This is a genomic window from Microbacterium sp. LWH7-1.2 (genome assembly GCF_038397755.1).
Lineage (GTDB): Bacteria > Actinomycetota > Actinomycetes > Actinomycetales > Microbacteriaceae > Microbacterium.
This window is the reverse complement of record NZ_CP151637.1, coordinates 489686-507237: the sequence shown is the minus strand read 5'-3', so window position 1 is coordinate 507237 and position 17552 is coordinate 489686. Positions and strand designations below refer to the sequence as shown.

The following is a 17552-nucleotide window of genomic DNA, read 5'->3' as shown; positions in this document are numbered from 1 at the left end:
CGCGCTCATTCCCGACGGCGGAACGCTTGTGGGGCGACCCGAACGAGCAGTGCGCCGGGGTGCAGGCTCATTCTGACGCGTGTGACGTGTCCGAAGCTATCTCCGTCGAGCTCGATGACGTGTGGCGTGTCGAAGCGTGCTTCGAACTGCCGGCCTTGGACATAGGCGAGCGAGAGGAGGTCTGGGGTCCGCCGCATCATGCTTCCCGTCACCCGCGATTGGCGGGCGATGCCCTGCAGGGTCAGCCGTGTCCCGATCCGCGCCCACCCGAATGCACCCTCCGGGCGCATCATCACGACGTCCAATAGTCCGTCGTCGATGACTGCGGCCGGTAGCAGGAGCAGGTTCCCTGTCAGTGTTCCGCAGTTTCCGACGATGACGGTGTGGGCGCGGGTGGAACTGACGCGCTCGTCGTCGATCCGGTAATTGAGATGGAAGAGGCGGTTCCTGATGATGGATCGGGCGATGGGGGTGACGTATGCGAGCCATCCGAGGTGCTTCTTCGCGATCGCGCTGGTGTGCTGTGCCATATCCGCATCGAGGCCGATGCCCGCCATGACCACGAACGCGTGCGTGCTGCGTGTTCCGGTCTCGTCCTCGAGGTCAGCTGTCCCCACATCGATCCCGCGGTCGTCGCCCGTGAACGCAGCGGCGATGCACGCGGCGACGTCATTGAGGGGCGTGCTGAGTTCGCGTGCGAGTAGGTTGCCGGTGCCGGCGGGCAGCAACGCGACGGGGATGCCGGTTCCGTGCATCACCTCCGCAATGGCTCGCACCGTCCCATCACCGCCGACCACGACGACGACGGCAGGTTGCTCGCCCAGCGCCTGTGCTGCGGCCGATCGTCCGGAATCTGCGCTGCTCGTCTCGTACCAGCGTGTTCGATCCCACCCGTTGGCCCGTTCCTGGTCGATGACTGCGCTGCGAATCGGGTCAAGTCGAGCCTTGATGGGGTTGTAGACCACGGCAGCGTGTCGGCGTGTCTCGGCAGCCGACTCTGTCGCGGTCACCTTGGACCCGTCGTCGAGCGGACGGAGTGGCGGACCACTGCGATCGCCTTTGTCTGGACCACTCACGCCATGGTCATTGTTCCGTCACGGTCGCGCGTAACGCCCGTGCCCACCCTCGCTGCTCCAACCCGCGATCTGCTCGTCGTCGTCGTTGCTGGCGGCGGCATCCGTCGAGTCGGGGTGAGGATTCGCTGCACTCCGTGGACTTTCGAATGTGATCGATTCTGCGAGGGCGGTGACTGCTGCGGCACGTGTATGTTCGCGCATTGCTGCTTCTTCGAACCGGATCGCGGCGGCATCCTGCTTCTCGCGGATCCTCGTGCTGATCGCGGCAAGTCGGTCGGCGATGACGGCTGCGAGTCCGTCGCGCAACTCCTCCAGGTTTGTGTTGGCGATCACGAGGCGTCGGTCGGCGACCGCTAGCTCCACCGTTGGGTACCCGGCACTGACGAGATCGTCACGTGTGCGGGTGCCCAGAATCTCCGCCACTTCTTCCTTCTCAGGGCGGCGGGTGAATACGGCCTCCACCGTGTAGCGGTCAGGCGCTGCCTCAGTCATCAGCGCAGCCGGCAGCGAAGCCACCAGCACCGATCCCAGGCCAAGCGTCGCCGAATGTGCGTCACTCGTGCGTGTGTGCGTGTCCATACCCCGGACGCTACGCCTCCCACATGTGCGACTCACAGGTTCGGTGCACGAGCGCGTGTCGCCGAGCCCGCGGCCCGGGAGGCCGCGCCCGCCGGCCGCTTGAAGCGCGCGCCGACTGTGCGGAGGGGCGAGGGTGTCACCAGGTTGGTCGCGCCCTACCCATGTGCGGTCCGCGCGAGTAGCGTGAGGAGATGACAACGGTGATCGTGATCCTCCTGGTGGTGTGGGCGATCCTGGCGGTGGTCGGATTCGCGCTCGAGGGCCTGCTCTGGCTGGGAATAATCGGCGTGATCCTCTTCGTAGGCACGCTGATCTTCTTCTTCGTTCGGCGCGCGGCCAGCCGCCGTAGCAAGGACGCCTGAAGAGCGACCGCGTTACCCCACCGATTCGCGCCCGTCCCGCATCAACCCCGGCTGCACGCAACGGCGCATCCATCCTGAGATCCAGTGCACCGTCTGGCGCTGCTGGAGCAGTGGGCATTGAATCGGGTCCCGTCTGCCCAGCCCAACGTGGCTGCTCGTCGCCGGTGCGCGTTCTCCACAGTTTGATCACCTGCCCGTCTCCTCGCCTCGTTGCCTGGGAACGTCGCCGATGCCGGCTCTCCTTGCCACGTAACACTCATGGCAGCTGCGGTGACGCGGTCACAGTCGGGGTCGACGCCGATTACGTGCTTGACGCGTCCGGCCAAAAGCAGTCATTCCGCTACCTCATTCTTCTTCGATGAGATCCGCTGACCGTGGGGTTCGAGGCAGCACTGTGACGGTTCAGCCGAAGGGCCGGGCTCCGTGTCAAGCCATCTGGCGTCGGCGGTGCGGTCGGCAGACATGTCTCCCTTTGGACACCCGCAGGCTCGGTCATTCTGCGAGCCACGTCAACCGACACCACCTTGCCGCGGAGCATGCTCGGGCGTGCCCGGGAACCGAGTCAAGCTCCGTCGCTCTAGGAGCGCTCGATCTATTCCTCCGCGCCGAGCGGGTTCGAGGCGAGCGCACCCTCTCTGAGCGCGAACTCCAGGATGAGGTTGAGCACCTCCGGCGCCATCCTCGCAGATGCCGCCGACTCTGCCCTGCCCAGGGCGGCCAGGTGCCGTTCGACCCGCTCCATCGTGAGCTCGCCGATCGTCACGTTTTCGAACCCGGGAGTCAGCTGCCTTTGCACGACCCGCCGATAGCTGGCGATGGCGGCGTCGCTCACGGTCGTCCATTCCCAGAGGCAGTCGAGCCAGTATGCCGCAACGTCGGCGAAGGGGTCGTCTGCCGTGAGATACCGCCAGGCATGAAGCTCGGAAAGTCGCAGCCGATCCGCCATCCGGCGTTCGAGCAGCGCTCGAGCATCGGCGGCAGTTTCGCCGACCGCGGTGACCCGATGGATGTCCCCATCCCATGTCCGCATGCGTGCCGCGGCGCGGGTGCGCCCGTCGCCGATGTCCTCGGTGGAGATCTTGCCATGCGCGCCCATTTCGATGGGCGGTCGTCCCGTTCTCATGTCGCGCCTTCCTTCCCTCGTCAGGATCCGAGGATCTCGTCCAAGATGTCGATCGTGATCGGGTCAACCTCGACTGCTGAGACGACGTAGCTTGCACGCGTGATCTGCTCGTTCGCATGTCCGAGCAGTCGTGACGCGAGCGTGATGCCCGCGGCGCGCTCGACGAATGTCGCGGTCGTGCGGCGATATACATGCGTTGTGAACTCGTCGACGTTGACGCCCAAATCAGTCAGTGCCTGGGCGTTGTCGTCGACGAAGGTACGCAGCAGCCGCTCGTAGTTGCTCACGCTCATCGGTCGCCCCGTCTTCGTCGGGAAGAGGTACGCCTCGTCCCCTGGCCCCGCGAGAACCAGTCGGTTGCGCACAGCGGCGGCAGCCACGGCCGGCAACGCGATTCGACGCCGCTGCCGCGCACGCTTGGGCGCATCCTTTCGGTGGAGCCCCTGCTTCTTGGTGCTCACGATGGTTCCATCGACGAGCACCGTCGGCGGCGAGGTCGTCATGTCGACGTCCTTGCGCCGCAGGCCGATGCACTCCCCCACGCGCGCCGAGGTGCCGAGCATGATGGCCATGCCATCGACCAGCGCACGGTAGTTCGGGCGAGGACCGGATCCGCCCGTTGCCCGCCAGGCGTGCATTAGGTCGCGGATCGCCGCCACTTGTTCGGCGGTCAGCGCTGAGGTCTTCTTTTCTGGCATCGGCAGGCGCTGGACGTCGCGGACGGGATTGCGTGGGATCGCGTCATCCCGGACGGCGTAGCCGCAGATCAGTCCGAGCACGGCACGCGCCTTGCGGGCCCTTGAGACCGACCCGTCGCGCATGATGCTTTGGACGATCCGATCGCACCGACCGACCGTGAGCTGATCCAGCGTGACCGCACCGCACACCGGCTTCAGGATGAGCCGCACGGCCGACTCGTAGGACTCGAGTGTGGAGTGGGCGAGGCTTCCCGAGTCGGCACGCCCGTTGGCGTGCACGAGCCAGGCGTCGGCAGCCTCGGCGAGTGTGCTCGATCCGGTGAGTGCCCCCGCGCCGCCCGACGTGAGGGAAGCGGCTGCACGTTGGAGCTCGGCGCGGGCATCTTCCTCGGTGTCGGCCGTGACCTTGAGCTGGCGGAGATCGCCGGCATCGTCGCGCATACGCGCACGGGCACGCACGCGGCCGCCGGCCAGCTTCGTGATCTGAACTGCGCCGACCTCGCCGGCCTGGATCCGGGGCCTAGGCATGTCGCTGCTCCCGCGCCCAGGCAACGACCTCGAGCAGGTCGTAGCGGACGTGACGGCCGAGCTTCATGTAGGGCGGGCCGAGATGGTTGAGGCGCCAGTCCTCGAGCGTGCGCTCGGGCACCTTGATGATCTCGGCGATCTCCGCCTGCGTCTTGAAGGCCGGGGGTGCCACTCCCGAAGCGCCGATGTCCATACACATCAGGTGCGCCGGCGTCGTCCGTGGACACCCGTACGGGATGCCTCCAGAACGTGGAGATCGGGACACCAACTCCGCGCGCATGCACGCGTGCGAGTATTTGGTCCCGTTTGTGGTCCCGAGCCCGATCGGACGGGTCGAGACGCCTCGAAACGAGGCTGAATTCTGCTGCGGAATCCTGCGGAAACTACTGCTGGGGTACCTGGACTCGAACCAAGAACAACTGAACCAGAATCAGCCGTGTTGCCAATTACACCATACCCCAAGGCTGTCAGCCGAAGCCGTGCCGAGGATAGAGTCTACGCGACGCCGGCACCTGCTCCAAACCGAGCCGTCACCCGCGCGCGTCGAGCAGTGCTCCGAGCCGGCGGATCGACCGGGACTTGCCGAGCAGCTCCATCGACTCGAACAGCGGCGGCGACACGCGGCGCCCGCTCAGCGCGACGCGCAGCGGGCCGTACGCGACGCGAGGCTTGAGGCCGAGGCCGCCCTCCTCCACCGGCGAGATGAGGGCGCCGGCGAGGGCGTCCTGCACGGCCGCGGCCGTGAACTCGGTGTCGGGAACGAGCTCGAGCGCGCCGACCGACGCGACCAGCACCTCGTTCGCGTTCGCGGGAAGCGACGCGAGGGCGTCATCCTGGTAGGAGACCACGTCGGAGAACAGGAAGCCGAGCAGTCCCGGGGCGTCGCCGAGCAGCTGCATGCGCTCCTGCACGAGCGGCGCGGCGGCGACGAGCATCGCCCGCTGCGCCGCCGTCGGGTCATCGTCGACCACGCCGGCCGCGGCCAGGTAGGGCACCAGGCGGTCGGCGAAGTCGTCGGGCTGCAGCATGCGGATGTGGTCGCCGTTGATCGACTCGGCCTTCTTCTGGTCGAAGCGAGCCGGATTCGGGTTGACGTCGGCGATGTCGAACGCGGCGACGAGCTCCTCGAGCGAGAAAACGTCGCGGTCGGGTCCGATGGACCAGCCGAGCAGGGCGAGGTAGTTGAGCAGGCCCTCGTGGATGAAGCCCTTGTCGCGCTGCAGGAACAGGTCGGCCTTGGGGTCGCGCTTGGAGAGCTTCTTGTTGCCCTCTTCGCCGAGCACGAGCGGCATGTGCGCGAAGCGCGGGATGAAGGTCGTGACGCCGGCATCCACCAGCGCGCTGTACAGCGCCAGCTGGCGAGCGGTCGAGGGCATGAGGTCCTCGCCGCGGATGACGTGCGTGATGCCCATCAGCGCGTCGTCCACGGGGTTCACGAACGGGTACAGCGGCACGCCGCCCGCGCGCACCAGCACGAAGTCCGGGAACGAGCCCGCCGGGAAGGTGACCTCGCCGCGGATGAGGTCGAAGTAGGTGAGGTCCTCGTCCGGCACGCGCAGCCGCCAGGCGGGCTCGCGGCCCTCGGCACGGAAGGCGGCCTTCTGCTGGTCGGTGAGGTCGCGGTCGTGGTTGTCGTAGCCGAGCTGCTTCGCTCGGCCGTTCGCCTCGTTGCGGGCGTCGATCTCTTCGGGCGTCGAGTAGCTCTCGTACACGGCGCCGGAGGCGATCAGCCTGTCGAGCACCTCGCGGTAGATGTGGTGGCGCTGCGACTGGCGGTACGGCCCGTGCGGACCGCCGACCTCGACGCCCTCGTCCCAGTCGATCTTGAGCCACCGGAGGGCGTCGAGAAGCTGGTGAAAGCTCTCCTCGCTGTCGCGCGCCGCGTCGGTGTCTTCGATGCGGAACACGAGCTTGCCGCCCGTGTGACGCGCATACGCCCAGTTGAACAGCACCGTGCGGATGAGTCCGACGTGCGGAAGACCGGTCGGCGAGGGGCAGAAGCGGACGCGGACGTCCGTGCCGGTGGCGGTCGTGGTGCGGGGATCAGGCGAAGAAGACATCGCCGTCAAGTCTAGTTGCGGGATGCTGCGGGACCCGGCTCGTCCGCGGGCTCGGCGATCAGCCGCGCGAGGGCGTCCAGCGTCGCCCGCACAGCCGGCACGCGATCCGCGCCGCGGGCCGTGACGGTGTGGATGCGGCGCTGCTCCCCGGCCGGCAGCGGCACCACGGCCACCCCGGGCAGCTGCGGGAAGGACTCGACCGCCATCCGCGGCAGCGTCGCGACGCCGATCCCCTGCGCGACGAGCCCTTCGACGGCGACGAAGTTGTCGGTCTCGAACGCGATGCGCGGCGCGAACCCGGCGCGTCCGCACAGCTCGAGCAGGTGGCCCCGGCAGCGCGGACAGCCGGCGATCCAGTCGTCGTCGGCGAGGGTCGCGACGTCGATGACCTCCGCGGTCGCCACGGGATGCTCGGCGGGGAGCACCGCGAGCAGCTCGTCGGCGCCGACGGTGTGCACCGCGAGGCCGCGGGCGCTCGAACCATGCGGGTCGTCGCGGTCGCCTGGGTAGCTGAAGGTGAGGGCGATATCGGTGCGGTCTTCGCGAACCGCCTCGACCGCCTCGGGCGGTTCGGCCTCGACGTACGTGAGGGAGATCCCCGGATGCTGCTGCGCGAGGTCCGCGAGCAGGCGCGGCACGATCGTGGGCGAGGCGGAGGGGAACCCGACGAGCCGCACGCGCGCGGAGCGCAGGCCGCGGAGCTCGGCGAGTTCGCCGGCGGCAGCATCCAATGCCGTCGTCACCGCTGGGGCGTGGCGCGCGAGGATGCGGCCCGCGTCGGTGAGGCGGACGCGGCGACCGACGCGTTCGACGATCGCCACTCCGAGGCGCTGTTCGAGTCGCTTGAGCTGCTGGCTCACCGCGGGCTGGCTGTAGCCGAGGGCGAGGGCGGCGCCCGTGATGGAGCCCTCGTCGGCGATCGCCTTCACGACGCGGAGTTCGCGCGCGTCGAAACCCGGGTCGTCGTCCCAAGGATCGGTCATGCCTGAATCATAAGCATCTGTTATGTACGGCATGGAACACCTGGCGTAGACGCGAATATTCGCTGCCGTCCACTCTGGATGCATGCTCGCGATCGCTCCTTCCTCCCCTCTCGATGCCGCCCGGCGGGAGTTCGCGGGCGGCCGCGACTACCTCGCCGCGTGCACGGTGGGCCTGCCGAGCCGCGCGACGCGACGCGCCGTGCTGGCAGACCTCGACGCCTCCGCCTCCGGGCGCCCCGACCTCGCCGCGTACGGCGCGGCGGTGGAACGCTCGCGCGCTCTGTTCGCGTCGCTCGTCGGCGTCGGTGCCGAGCGGGTGGCCATCGGCTCGCAGACCTCGGTCGCGGCGGGGATGGTGGCGTCCGCGCTCCCGCGGGGAGCCGAGGTGCTCGTGCCCGACGGCGAGTTCTCGTCCGTCGTGCTGCCGTTCATCCACTCCGGGCGTGAGCTCGTCGTGCGCACCGCACCGCTCGCCGACCTGGCGGCGCACGTTCGTCCGACCACGGCCCTCGTGGCCTTCTCGGTGGTCCAGTCCGCGACCGGCGAGGTGGCGGACACCGCGGCGATCGCGGCTACCGCAGCCGCGCACGACGCGCTCACGCTGTGCGACGCGACCCAGGCCGTCGGCTGGCTGCGGGTCGAGGCATCCGTCTTCGATGCCGTCGTGTGCCACGCGTACAAGTGGCTGTGCGCGCCGCGCGGCGTGTCGTTCCTGACCGTGTCGGACCGCCTGGGTGCGCGCATGACGCCGCTCAACGCCGGCTGGTACGCCGGAGACGACCCGTGGTCGTCGTGCTACGGCGGCCAGGTGGAGCTCGCCGCCGACGCCCGCCGCTTCGACGTGTCGCCGGCGTGGCAGGCGTTCGTCGGCGCGGCGCCCGCCCTCGAGCTGTTCGCCGCGCTCGACCCCGCCGAACTCTACGAGCACGCGACCGGGCTCGCCGCGGCGTTCCGCACCGGGCTCGGCCTCGCACAGCCCGAGCGCGCGTCGGCGATCGTCACGTGGGACGATCCGGACGGGTGCGATCTCGCACGCCTCGCGACCGCGGGGATCACCGCATCCGGTCGGTCTGGCCGCGCACGCGTGGCGTTCCACGTGTTCAACGACATGGATGACGTCGATCTGGCGCTCGCCGCCGTGGGTCACTGACGACACGCCTCGGGGGCCTCCGGGCGATTGCGCGACTGCCGGCGGGTCGGCAGTCCCCACGACGGAGACCACGTGTTCGGGCCTTCGCGCCCCTGCACGACGCTCGACATGTCGCGGCTCGTGCCGATCGTGGACTCTCTCGACGACCTCGAGCCAGCCATCACGGACCTCGTCGAGACGCGTTCTGAGGCTCGCGTCCGGCCGCGGTCAGGAGCCCGACGCGGCCTCCGGTGCCCTCGCGGCCGAGGCCCGCCAGCCGAGCGGCGAGAGCAGCACAGAAGCGGCGACGAGCACCAGGACGACGAGGGCGAGGCCGCCGTAGCCGATCCAGCCCAGCAGCGCGCCGGCGGCGATCGCTCCGACGCCGCCGACGATGCTCATGGTGAAGTCGCTGATGCCCTGGCGCCTGGTGCGCAGCTCCTCCGACGAGGATTCGGTGAGCAGTGTGGACCCGGCGACGGTCGTGGCACTCCAGCCGAGGCCGAGGAGCACGAGGGCGACGGTGACCGCCGTGGTCGACGCCTGACCGAACGAGGCCGTGAGCAGCGCAGCCGCCAGCAGCACCTGTCCGATGAGAATCGTGGGGACTCGACCCACCCTGTCGGCGAGGATGCCGAAGACCGGTGACAGCACGTACATGCCGGCGATGTGCAGGCTGATCGTGAGGCCGATGATCGAGAGCGTCGCCGCCTCCGACGCTTCGTGCGTCAGATGCGCCAGGTGCACGGGCGTCATCGCCATGACCGACACCATCGTGCCGTGCGCCGCGGCGACCGCGAAGATCGCGTACCGCGCGGCCACGGGTCTGTCCGCCTTGGCGATCGCGCGGCTTCCCGCCTTCGCGGAGGCCACCACGCGCTGCGCGAGCAGCAGAGGATCGGGACGCATCGCGACCAGGTACAGGATGATGGCGAGCCCCTGCGCGACGACGGTGAACAGGTACGCTCCCGTCAGCGGGGGCATCCCGATCGCCCCGCCGATCACCTCGCCGGGGCCGGTGAGGTTGGGGCCGAGCACCGCGCCCACGGTGGTGGCCCACACGACGACCGACAGATCGCGCCCGCGCGAGGCATCCGTCGCCAGATCCGTTGCGGCGAAGCGGGACTGCAGGTTCGCGGCCTGCCCCGAGCCGATGATGAGGAACCCGCCGAGCAGCACCGGGAACGACCGCAGGGCGACGGCGAGGATGACGAGGCCGACGCCGATGAGCGCGACCGCCATACCGGTCGTGAGCGACCGCCGGCGACCGCGGCGGCGGGCGATCGCCGCCAGCGGCACGGCCGTGAGCGCGGTGCCGAACGTGACGGCCGCCGCTGCCAGGCCGGAGAACGCGTCCTCGCCCGACAGCTCGGCCGCGAGCACAGCGCCGAGCGACAGCGTTGCACCGAACGCGAGGCCGCCGAGTACCTGTCCGCCCGACAGCACCCATACCGTGCGCCGCTGGACGCGGGCGATCTCGTCGGCGGTCGGCGCGAGGTCGACCGCCGGTTCTGACCCGGTCTCAGGCATCGCGCGCGGGATTGCGGAGCGTCCCCAGCCCGGTGATCTCGACCTCGACGGTGTCTCCGGCGCTGATCTGGCCGACGCCGGCGGGTGTGCCCGTCAGGATCACGTCGCCCGGGAGCAGCGTGAAGGCGGCGGAGGCGACGGCGATGACGTCCGCGAGGGAGAAGATCATGTCGCTGATCGGACCCTGCTGGCGGACCTCCCCGTTGAGTCGCGTCGTGATCACGGCGGGGCCGGTCACGTCGAAATCGGTCTCGATCGCCGGGCCGAGGGGGCACGACGTGTCGAACCCCTTGGCCCGTGCCCACTGGCCGTCGGACTTCTGCCAGTCGCGCGCGGTGAGGTCGTTCGCGATCGTGTAGCCGAACACATAGTCGAGGGCGTTCTCGGCGGAGACGTTCTTGGCGATGCGGCCGATGACCGCGGCGAGCTCGCCCTCGAAGCTGACGAAGTCCGACCCCTTCGGCAGAACCACGGCGTCGCCGGGGCCGATGACCGACGTGTTCGGCTTGAAGAAAAGCATCGGCGCCGTGGGCACGTCGTTTCCCATCTCGGCCGCGTGGTCGCGGTAGTTGCGCCCGACCGCCACGATCTTCGAGCGCGGAATCACCGGTGCCAGCAGCGCGACGTCGGCGAGCGGGACGCGCTCCCCCGTGGTCTCGTAGCCGGCGAACATCGGGTCGCCGGCGAGGACGACCAGCTCGCCCTCGTCGACGATCCCGAATCTGATGGCGTCGTTGTGGCTGAAGCGCGCGATCCTCACCCGCTCAGCCTAGCCACCTGCTCCGACGAACGAAGGCCCGCGGTCTCCCGCGGGCCTTCGTTCGAGATCGGTCAGGCGTCGAGGCGCACGAGCCAGCCGTGCTTGTCTTCGCGGCGCCCGTACTGGATGTCGGTGAGCTCCTCGCGCAGCGACAGCGCGAGCGAGCCGGTCGGCTGCTCGTCGAGGAAGTCCTTGCCCTTGAGCACGCCGATCGGGGTGAGCACGGCAGCGGTGCCGCACGCGAACACCTCGACGATGTCCCCGGAGGCGACACCTTGGCGCCACTCGTCGAACGACACGGCACGGCCCTCGACCTTGTGGCCGCGGTCTGCCGCGAGCTGCAGGATCGAGTCGCGGGTGATGCCCTCGAGGATCGAGTCGGACTGCGGGGTGACGATCGTGCCGTCCTTGTAGACGAACACGACGTTCATGCCGCCGAGCTCCTCGACGTTGCGGTCCTGGTCGAGGAACACGACCTGGTCGCACTCGTTCTCGTACGCCTCGGACTGCGGCAGCAGGCTGGCGGCGTAGTTGCCGCCGGTCTTGGCGGCACCCGTGCCGCCCTTGCCGGCGCGCGCGTAGTCCTCACTGAGCCAGATCGACACCGGCTGCACGCCGCCCTTGAAGTAGGCGCCGGCGGGCGAGGCGATCACGTAGTAGCCGACCTTGTGCGCGGGGCGCACGCCGAGGAACGCCTCCTTGGCGAACATGAACGGACGCAGGTACAGGCTCTGGTCGTCGCCGGAGGGCACCCAGGCGCCGTCGACGGCGATGAGCTCGCGCAGCGACTGGATGAAGTACGAGACCGGCAGCTCGGGCAGCGCAAGGCGACGCGCGGAACGCTGGAGGCGCCGGCCGTTCTGGTCGGGGCGGAACGTGTGGATCGAGCCGTCAGCGTGGCGGTAGGCCTTGATGCCCTCGAAGATCTCCTGGCCGTAGTGCAGGACGGCCGCCGCGGGGTCGAGCGACAGCGGACCGTACGGCTGGACGCGCGGACGGTGCCATCCCCCGCCGACCGACCAGCAGATGTCGACCATGTGGTCGGTGAAGCTGGTGCCGAAGCCGGGGTTCGCGAGGATCTCCTCGCGCTGCTGGGCGCTCTTCGCCTGGAGGTTGCGGTTGACGGTGAACTCGAGCGGCGCGAGTCCGGTGTCGGGGTCGGAATCGATGAGAGTCATGTCGGCCTGTGCTTTCGTGCGGACGGATCCGCGAGGATGGAGGCGCTTGCGGGATCCAGGTTACGCCTGGAGCCGGCCGGCGATGGCGTCGCCGATCTGCGCGGTGGTGCGGGATGCCGTGCCCCGGCTCGCGATGTCCTCCTCGACAGCCGTGGTGACGCGCTGTGCCTCGTCGGTGAGCCCGAGGTGATCGAGCAGCAGCGAGACGGAGAGGATCGCGGCCGTGGGATCGGCCTTCTGCTGGCCTGCGATGTCGGGCGCCGATCCGTGCACGGGCTCGAACATCGAGGGGAACGCGCCGTCGGGGTTGATGTTGCCCGAGGCTGCGAGGCCGATGCCACCGGTGACGGCGCCGGCCAGGTCGGTGAGGATGTCTCCGAAGAGGTTGTCGGTGACGATCACGTCGAAACGACCCGGGTTCGTGACCAGATAGATGGTGGCCGCGTCGACGTGCACATAGTCTACGGTCACGTCCGGGTGCTCCCGCGCCACCTCGTCCACGAGGCGCTTCCAGATGCCGCCGGCGTGCACGAGGACGTTGGTCTTGTGCACGAGGGTCACCCGCTTCGACCGGCGCTCGGCGAGGTCGAACGCATACCGCACGACCCGCTCGACGCCGAACGCGGTGTTCACCGAGGTCTCGTTGGCGACCTCGTGCGGCGTGCCGGTGCGGATCGAGCCCCCGTTGCCGACATACGGCCCCTCGGTCCCTTCGCGCACGACGACGAAGTCGATGTCCCCCGGCTCGGCCAGCGGTCCCGGCACGCCCGGGTAGAGCTTCGAGGGACGCAGGTTGACGTAGTGGTCGAGCTCGAAGCGCAGCTTCAGCAGCAGCCCGCGCTCGATGTTCGCGTTCTTCAGCCGCGGGTCACCCGGCACTCCCCCGACGGCGCCCAGGAGGATCGCGTCGTGGTCCTTGATCGCGTCGAGGTCGTCGTCGGTGAGCGTGTCGCCGGTCTCGAGGAAGCGCCCGGCGCCCAGCGAGTACCGCGTCTTCTCGAAACGGATGCTGCTCCCCGCGGTCGCGGCGTCGAGCACCTTCTCCGCTTCGGCGATGACCTCCGGACCGATGCCGTCACCCGGGATGACGGCCAGTTTCACGACGCGCGACATGGTGCTCCTACGACTTCTGGCGGGACCCTCCCAGGGTAGTGGCCGCGATGACCCCCGCGACGACCACGAGGGCCGCCCCGATGAGGGCAGTGATGGTCACGCCCGCGTCGAACGCGGTCGCCGCCGCCTCGAAGAGCGCCTGGCCGGTCGCTCCGCCGATCTGGCCGGCGGCGTGCACCGCACCGGCGAGGGTCTCGGACGCGGCCGCGGCCGCAGCATCCGTCACGCCGTCTGGCACCACGAGATTCGACCGGTAGAGCGCGGTCAGGATGCCGCCCAGCACTGTCGTGCCGAGGACGGCGCCCAGCTCGTAGGCGGTCTCGGAGACGGCGCTCGCAGCGCCGGCCGTCGCAGGCGGCGCGCTCGAGAGGACCAGCTCGTTCGACACGGTCTCGGCCGCGCCGATGCCGATGCCGAGCGAGATGAACGCCGCGACGAGCGTGCCGACGCTGTCGGGGCCGGTGGCGAATGCCACCGCGATGTAGCCGGCGACCGAGAACACGAGCGCGGCCGGCACCACCACGCGGGCGGGCCACTTCTTCGAGATCGGCACGACCGCGAGGCCGGCCAGGATCATCATCGCGAGTCCGGGGACGAGTGCCAGTCCCGCCTGCATGGGCGACAGCCCCACGATGAGCTGCAGGTGCTGCGCGACGAAGAACAGGAAGCCGACGAGCGCGATCACGCTGAGCAGGTTCACCAGCAGCGCACCGCTGAACGTGCCGAGGCCGAACAGCCGCATGTCGAGCATCGGAGTCCTGGCACGCAGCTGCCGGCGGACGAAGAGCACCCCGAACCCGAGTCCGACGAGCATCGGCAGCCACGCCGCGACCGCGAAGCCGTGGACGGCGAGCTCCTTGATGCCATAGACGATCGGGATCATCGTGGCCATCGACAGCGCGATGCTGAGCGGATCGATGCGGCCCGGCTTCGGGTCGCGGCTCTCGGGCACGAGGAGAGGGGCGAGCACCAGCAGCGGGATGAGCACAGGAACCGAGAGCAGGAACACCGAGCCCCACGAGAAGTGTTCCAGCAGCAGGCCGCCCACGATCGGTCCGAGCGCAGCACCGGCGGAGAACATCGACGCCCACACCGCGATCGCGAGGCGCCGCTGATCGCGGTCGGTGAAGATGCTGCGCAGCAGCGACAGCGTCGACGGCATCAGCATCGCGCCGAACACGCCGATCGCGGCGCGGGCGGCGATGAGCCACGCGGCGCTCGGCGCGAAGGCCGCGAGCACGGAGACGGCAGCGAAGCCGGTCGCGCCGATGAGCAGCATCCGTCGTCGCCCGAACCGGTCGCCGAGCGTGCCCATGGTGACGAGCAGACCCGCGAGCACGAGCGGGTAGGCGTCGATGATCCACAGCTGCTGAGCGCTCGAGGGCCCCAGCTCGAGGGCGATCGACGGCAGCGCGAAGCTCAGCACGGTGTTGTCGACCGAGACGAGCAGCACCGGCAGCATCAGCACGACCAGCGCCGCCCAGCCGCGCCAGCCGACCTTACGGCCCTGCGCGTCGGCGAGCGAGAGTTCTTGAGTGAGAGTCATCATTTCTATACCGTCCAGCCGGTATAGTAACAGGATGCCGCGACACCTGTCGATACCATCGAGGCCATGAGCCGCCCTCCCCTGGCCCGCGAGAAGGTGCTCGACGCCTTCGAGCAGATCCTCATCGAGGAAGGCGAGCGCGCGGCGACGATGGATGCCACCGCGAAGGCTGCAGGCGTATCCAAAGGCGGCCTGCTCTACCACTTCGGCACGAAGGAGGCGCTCGAGGTCGCGATCATCGATCGCCTGCGCGCAGTCGTCGCGGAGGATGTCGCCGCGATGTCAGCCGCACCCGAGGGGCCCATCGCCTACTTCTTGCGGTCCTCGGCGATGGAGAACGACCCCATCGATCGCGCCATCCTGGCGGCGTCGCGGCTCGCGCAGGGCGGCAACACCGCTGCGGCCGATGCACTGCGCGGCATCCGCGACGAGTGGGCCGACGTGCTGCGGCCGCACACGAAGGACGCCACGGCCCTCGATCTCGTCATGCTCGTCAGCGACGGGCTCTATTTCAACAACGCGCTCTCGGGCGGCTCGATCCCCGGCCCGGTCCCCCGCGGCGCCGCGATGGACGCCCTGGTCGAGGTCGTCGAGCAGGCGACGCGCGGCTGACGCATTCCCACGTGTGCCGCGGCCCGCTCGGCGCTCAGTGCCCGTCCTCAGTCCGACGGCGCCTGACGCGGGCAGCGTTGCTCAGCGCGAGAAGCGGCCTTGCTTCGCGAGCGCGCGCCGGGCGCGGCGCAGCATCGCCCCGACCACGAGTGGATGCACGAGCGACACCGGCGTGAAGTAGACGCGGCCGCGCCAGTCGTTGAAGCGCACCACGGTGGTGACGCGCACGACGGCGGCGGCGGCATCCACTCCCACTCCGCAGCGGAAGGTGAGATGCGCGTCGACGTACTCGATGAGCGCTTCGTCGCCCTCGACCCGCCGCACGTCGAACACGCCGCGAGGAGCCGCCTCGAGGCCGATGAGCGGCGCGAGGGCCATCCGCACGCCCATCGCAGCCTTGACCCAGACGGGCGCCGTCGCGGGCGAGAACAGCGTCTCGGCCCAGGCGCGCGGGTCGTCGGTCGCCTCCGGTGGCAGCGAGGCGAGGATGACGTCGCCGTAGTCGAAGCGCGGCCAGCCGTGCAAGGCGAGACTCCGGAACGCCGGCCCGCCGGCGCGCTCGTCGAGGGAGCTCATCGTCGGACCGGCGCTGCAGGTCAGGATTCGGTGATCTCGATCTGGCGGAACAGATCGGCCTCGATGGCCGAGCTCACCTCGTCGAGGAGATCGTCGGGCACCGGCGAGTCGACGGTGAGCACGGAGAGCGCCTGACCGCCGGCCGTCTGGCGCGCGATCTGCATGCCGGCGATGTTGATGCCCGCCTCGCCGAACTTCTGGCCGTAGATCGCCACGATGCCGGGGCGGTCGGTGTAGAGCATGACGACGTGGTTGGTCTCGATCGGCAGCTCGATCGCGTAGTCGTTGATGCCGACGAGCTTCTCGACCTGCTTCGGACCGGTGAGCGTGCCCGAGATCGCGAGCTGCGAGCCGTCCGACAGGGCGCCGCGCAGTGTGATGACGTTGCGGTACTCCGGGCTGTCGTCGTCGACGAGGAGACGCACCTCGACGCCGCGCTGCTCGGCGAGCAGCGGCGCGTTCACATACGACACCGTCTCGCTGACGATGTTCGTGAAGACGCCCTTGAGTGCGGCGAGCTTGAGCACGCTGACGTCGTACGCCTGCAGCTCGCCGTGTACCTCGACGTCGAGGCTCGTGAGGGGCGACCGGGCGAGCGCCGAGAAGATCTGGCCGAGCTTCTCGACCAGCGGGATGCCCGGGCGCACGTACGGGTCGATGACGCCGCCCGCGACGTTGACGGCATCCGGAACGAGCTCCCCGCCGAGCGCGAGACGCACCGACTTCGCGACCGAGACGCCCGCCTTCTCCTGCGCCTCTTCGGTGGAGGCGCCGAGGTGCGGCGTGACGACGACGTTGGGCAGGTCCAGCAGGGCCGCCGCGGTGCCGCCCTCCGCTGGGGGCTCCGACGTGAAGACGTCGAGACCCGCACCGGCGATCTCGCCCGCGGTCAGGGCGGCGTGCAGCGCCTCCTCGTCGATGAGTCCGCCGCGCGCGACGTTGACGACGTACGCGGTCGGCTTCATGATCTTGAACTGCTCGGCACCGATCATGCCCGTCGTCTCGGGGGTCTTCGGCATGTGGATCGTGACGAAGTCGCTCTGCGCGAGCAGCTCGTCGAGCGTGACCAGCTGCACGCCCAGCTGCTGCGCTCGAGCGCTCGTGACGTAAGGGTCGTACGCGATGACGCGGACGTCGAACGCCTGGAGGCGGGCGGTGATCAGGGCGCCGATGCGGCCCAGGCCGATGATGCCGACCGTCTTCTCGAACAGCTCGGTGCCGGTGTACGAGCTGCGCTTCCACGCGCCGCCGGCGAGCGACGCGTGCGCGGCGGGGATGCGGCGCGCGAGGCTCAGGATGTGGCCGACGGTGAGCTCGGCCGCCGAGATGATGTTGGATGTCGGGGCGTTCACGACCATGACACCGGCGGTGGTGGCTGTCTTGATGTCGACGTTGTCGAGTCCGACGCCGGCGCGGGCGACGACCTTGAGGACGGGCGCCGCGGCGATCGCCTCGGCATCGATTTTCGTCGCCGAGCGGATCAGCACCGCGTTGGCGTCGGCGAGGGCCTCGAGCAGCGCGGGGCGGTCGGTGCCGTCGACGTTGCGCACGTCGAAGTCGGGACCCAGGGCATCGATCGTGGCGGGAGAGAGCTCTTCGGCGATGAGGACGACAGGCTTCGGCACGGGTGTTCCTTAGTGGGGCGGTGCGCGAACGCGCGGAGCAGAACCGGATGCCGCGCCGCACGCCGTCGGGGGGC

General features: G+C 69.5%; 17 protein-coding genes and 1 tRNA gene. 3 read left to right on the top strand and 15 right to left on the bottom strand.

Annotation, left to right across the window (positions count from 1 at the left end; all coding sequences use genetic code 11):
- Positions 1–5: 5 nt before the first annotated feature.
- Together MRBLWH7_RS02410 and MRBLWH7_RS02405 are read right to left on the bottom strand one after the other, a co-directional pair.
- A complete protein-coding gene (locus MRBLWH7_RS02410; protein ID WP_341998812.1) occupies positions 6–1010 on the bottom strand; it encodes a diacylglycerol kinase family protein in 1005 nt (334 codons plus the stop codon).
- Positions 1011–1094: 84 nt separating this feature from the next.
- A complete protein-coding gene (locus MRBLWH7_RS02405; RefSeq protein WP_341998810.1) occupies positions 1095–1655 on the bottom strand; it encodes a hypothetical protein in 561 nt (186 codons plus the stop codon).
- A 191-nt stretch (positions 1656–1846) separates the two neighbouring features.
- Between MRBLWH7_RS02405 and MRBLWH7_RS02400 the strand changes: the two genes are divergently transcribed.
- Positions 1847–2017: a hypothetical protein gene (locus MRBLWH7_RS02400; RefSeq protein WP_341998808.1), complete on the top strand. Its 171-nt coding sequence runs from the start codon at positions 1847–1849 to the stop codon at positions 2015–2017.
- Positions 2018–2609: 592 nt separating this feature from the next.
- Here MRBLWH7_RS02400 and MRBLWH7_RS02395 read toward each other — a convergent pair.
- From MRBLWH7_RS02395 to MRBLWH7_RS02370, 6 genes are all read right to left on the bottom strand, one after another.
- On the bottom strand, positions 2610–3140 hold the full coding sequence (locus MRBLWH7_RS02395) for a hypothetical protein (protein ID WP_341998807.1): 531 nt from the start codon (positions 3138–3140) through the stop codon (positions 2610–2612).
- 20 nt (positions 3141–3160) lie between these two features.
- Positions 3161–4366, bottom strand: coding sequence for a site-specific integrase (locus tag MRBLWH7_RS02390; protein ID WP_341998806.1), 1206 nt, complete (start codon positions 4364–4366; stop codon positions 3161–3163).
- Entirely contained in the window at positions 4359–4559 is a 201-nt protein-coding gene (locus tag MRBLWH7_RS02385; protein ID WP_341998804.1) for a helix-turn-helix domain-containing protein, read from the bottom strand. Before MRBLWH7_RS02385 ends, MRBLWH7_RS02390 begins: the two co-directional genes overlap by 8 nt.
- A gap of 196 nt (positions 4560–4755) precedes the next feature.
- Positions 4756–4827 (bottom strand) — tRNA-Gln (locus tag MRBLWH7_RS02380).
- Between the two features lie 69 nt (positions 4828–4896).
- A complete protein-coding gene (gltX, locus tag MRBLWH7_RS02375; protein WP_341998802.1) occupies positions 4897–6426 on the bottom strand; it encodes a glutamate--tRNA ligase in 1530 nt (509 codons plus the stop codon).
- Positions 6427–6437: 11 nt separating this feature from the next.
- A complete protein-coding gene (locus tag MRBLWH7_RS02370; RefSeq protein ID WP_341998800.1) occupies positions 6438–7409 on the bottom strand; it encodes a LysR family transcriptional regulator in 972 nt (323 codons plus the stop codon).
- Between the two features lie 82 nt (positions 7410–7491).
- Between MRBLWH7_RS02370 and MRBLWH7_RS02365 the strand changes: the two genes are divergently transcribed.
- Positions 7492–8559: an aminotransferase class V-fold PLP-dependent enzyme gene (locus MRBLWH7_RS02365; RefSeq protein ID WP_341998798.1), complete on the top strand. Its 1068-nt coding sequence runs from the start codon at positions 7492–7494 to the stop codon at positions 8557–8559.
- Between the two features lie 207 nt (positions 8560–8766).
- Here the strand turns inward: MRBLWH7_RS02365 and MRBLWH7_RS02360 are convergent, their stop codons facing one another.
- The 5 genes from MRBLWH7_RS02360 to MRBLWH7_RS02340 all read right to left on the bottom strand — a co-directional run bounded on the left by MRBLWH7_RS02360 (position 8767) and on the right by MRBLWH7_RS02340 (position 14665).
- Positions 8767–10068, bottom strand: a complete 1302-nt coding sequence (locus MRBLWH7_RS02360; protein ID WP_341998796.1) for an MFS transporter — start codon at positions 10066–10068, stop codon at positions 8767–8769.
- Positions 10061–10828, bottom strand: a complete 768-nt coding sequence (locus MRBLWH7_RS02355; protein WP_341998794.1) for a fumarylacetoacetate hydrolase family protein — start codon at positions 10826–10828, stop codon at positions 10061–10063. Before MRBLWH7_RS02355 ends, MRBLWH7_RS02360 begins: the two co-directional genes overlap by 8 nt.
- A gap of 71 nt (positions 10829–10899) precedes the next feature.
- Positions 10900–12006 (bottom strand): branched-chain amino acid aminotransferase, encoded by a 1107-nt coding sequence (locus MRBLWH7_RS02350; RefSeq protein ID WP_341998792.1) that lies wholly within the window; start codon positions 12004–12006, stop codon positions 10900–10902.
- A gap of 60 nt (positions 12007–12066) precedes the next feature.
- Positions 12067–13119, bottom strand: a complete 1053-nt coding sequence (locus MRBLWH7_RS02345; protein ID WP_341998790.1) for a 3-isopropylmalate dehydrogenase — start codon at positions 13117–13119, stop codon at positions 12067–12069.
- 7 nt (positions 13120–13126) lie between these two features.
- Entirely contained in the window at positions 13127–14665 is a 1539-nt protein-coding gene (locus MRBLWH7_RS02340; RefSeq protein ID WP_342001875.1) for an MFS transporter, read from the bottom strand.
- Positions 14666–14731: 66 nt separating this feature from the next.
- On the opposite strand from MRBLWH7_RS02340, the gene MRBLWH7_RS02335 reads away from it, so the two are divergent.
- The gene (locus MRBLWH7_RS02335) at positions 14732–15277 is read left to right on the top strand and encodes a TetR/AcrR family transcriptional regulator (protein WP_341998788.1); all 546 of its coding nucleotides are present in this window, start codon (positions 14732–14734) and stop codon (positions 15275–15277) included.
- Between the two features lie 81 nt (positions 15278–15358).
- Here MRBLWH7_RS02335 and MRBLWH7_RS02330 read toward each other — a convergent pair whose 3' ends face one another.
- Both MRBLWH7_RS02330 and serA read right to left on the bottom strand, forming a co-directional pair.
- Positions 15359–15853: a DUF2867 domain-containing protein gene (locus tag MRBLWH7_RS02330; RefSeq protein WP_341998786.1), complete on the bottom strand. Its 495-nt coding sequence runs from the start codon at positions 15851–15853 to the stop codon at positions 15359–15361.
- Positions 15854–15873: 20 nt separating this feature from the next.
- Positions 15874–17478, bottom strand: coding sequence for a phosphoglycerate dehydrogenase (serA, locus tag MRBLWH7_RS02325; RefSeq protein WP_341998784.1), 1605 nt, complete (start codon positions 17476–17478; stop codon positions 15874–15876).
- Between the last annotated feature and the right edge of the window lie 74 nt (positions 17479–17552).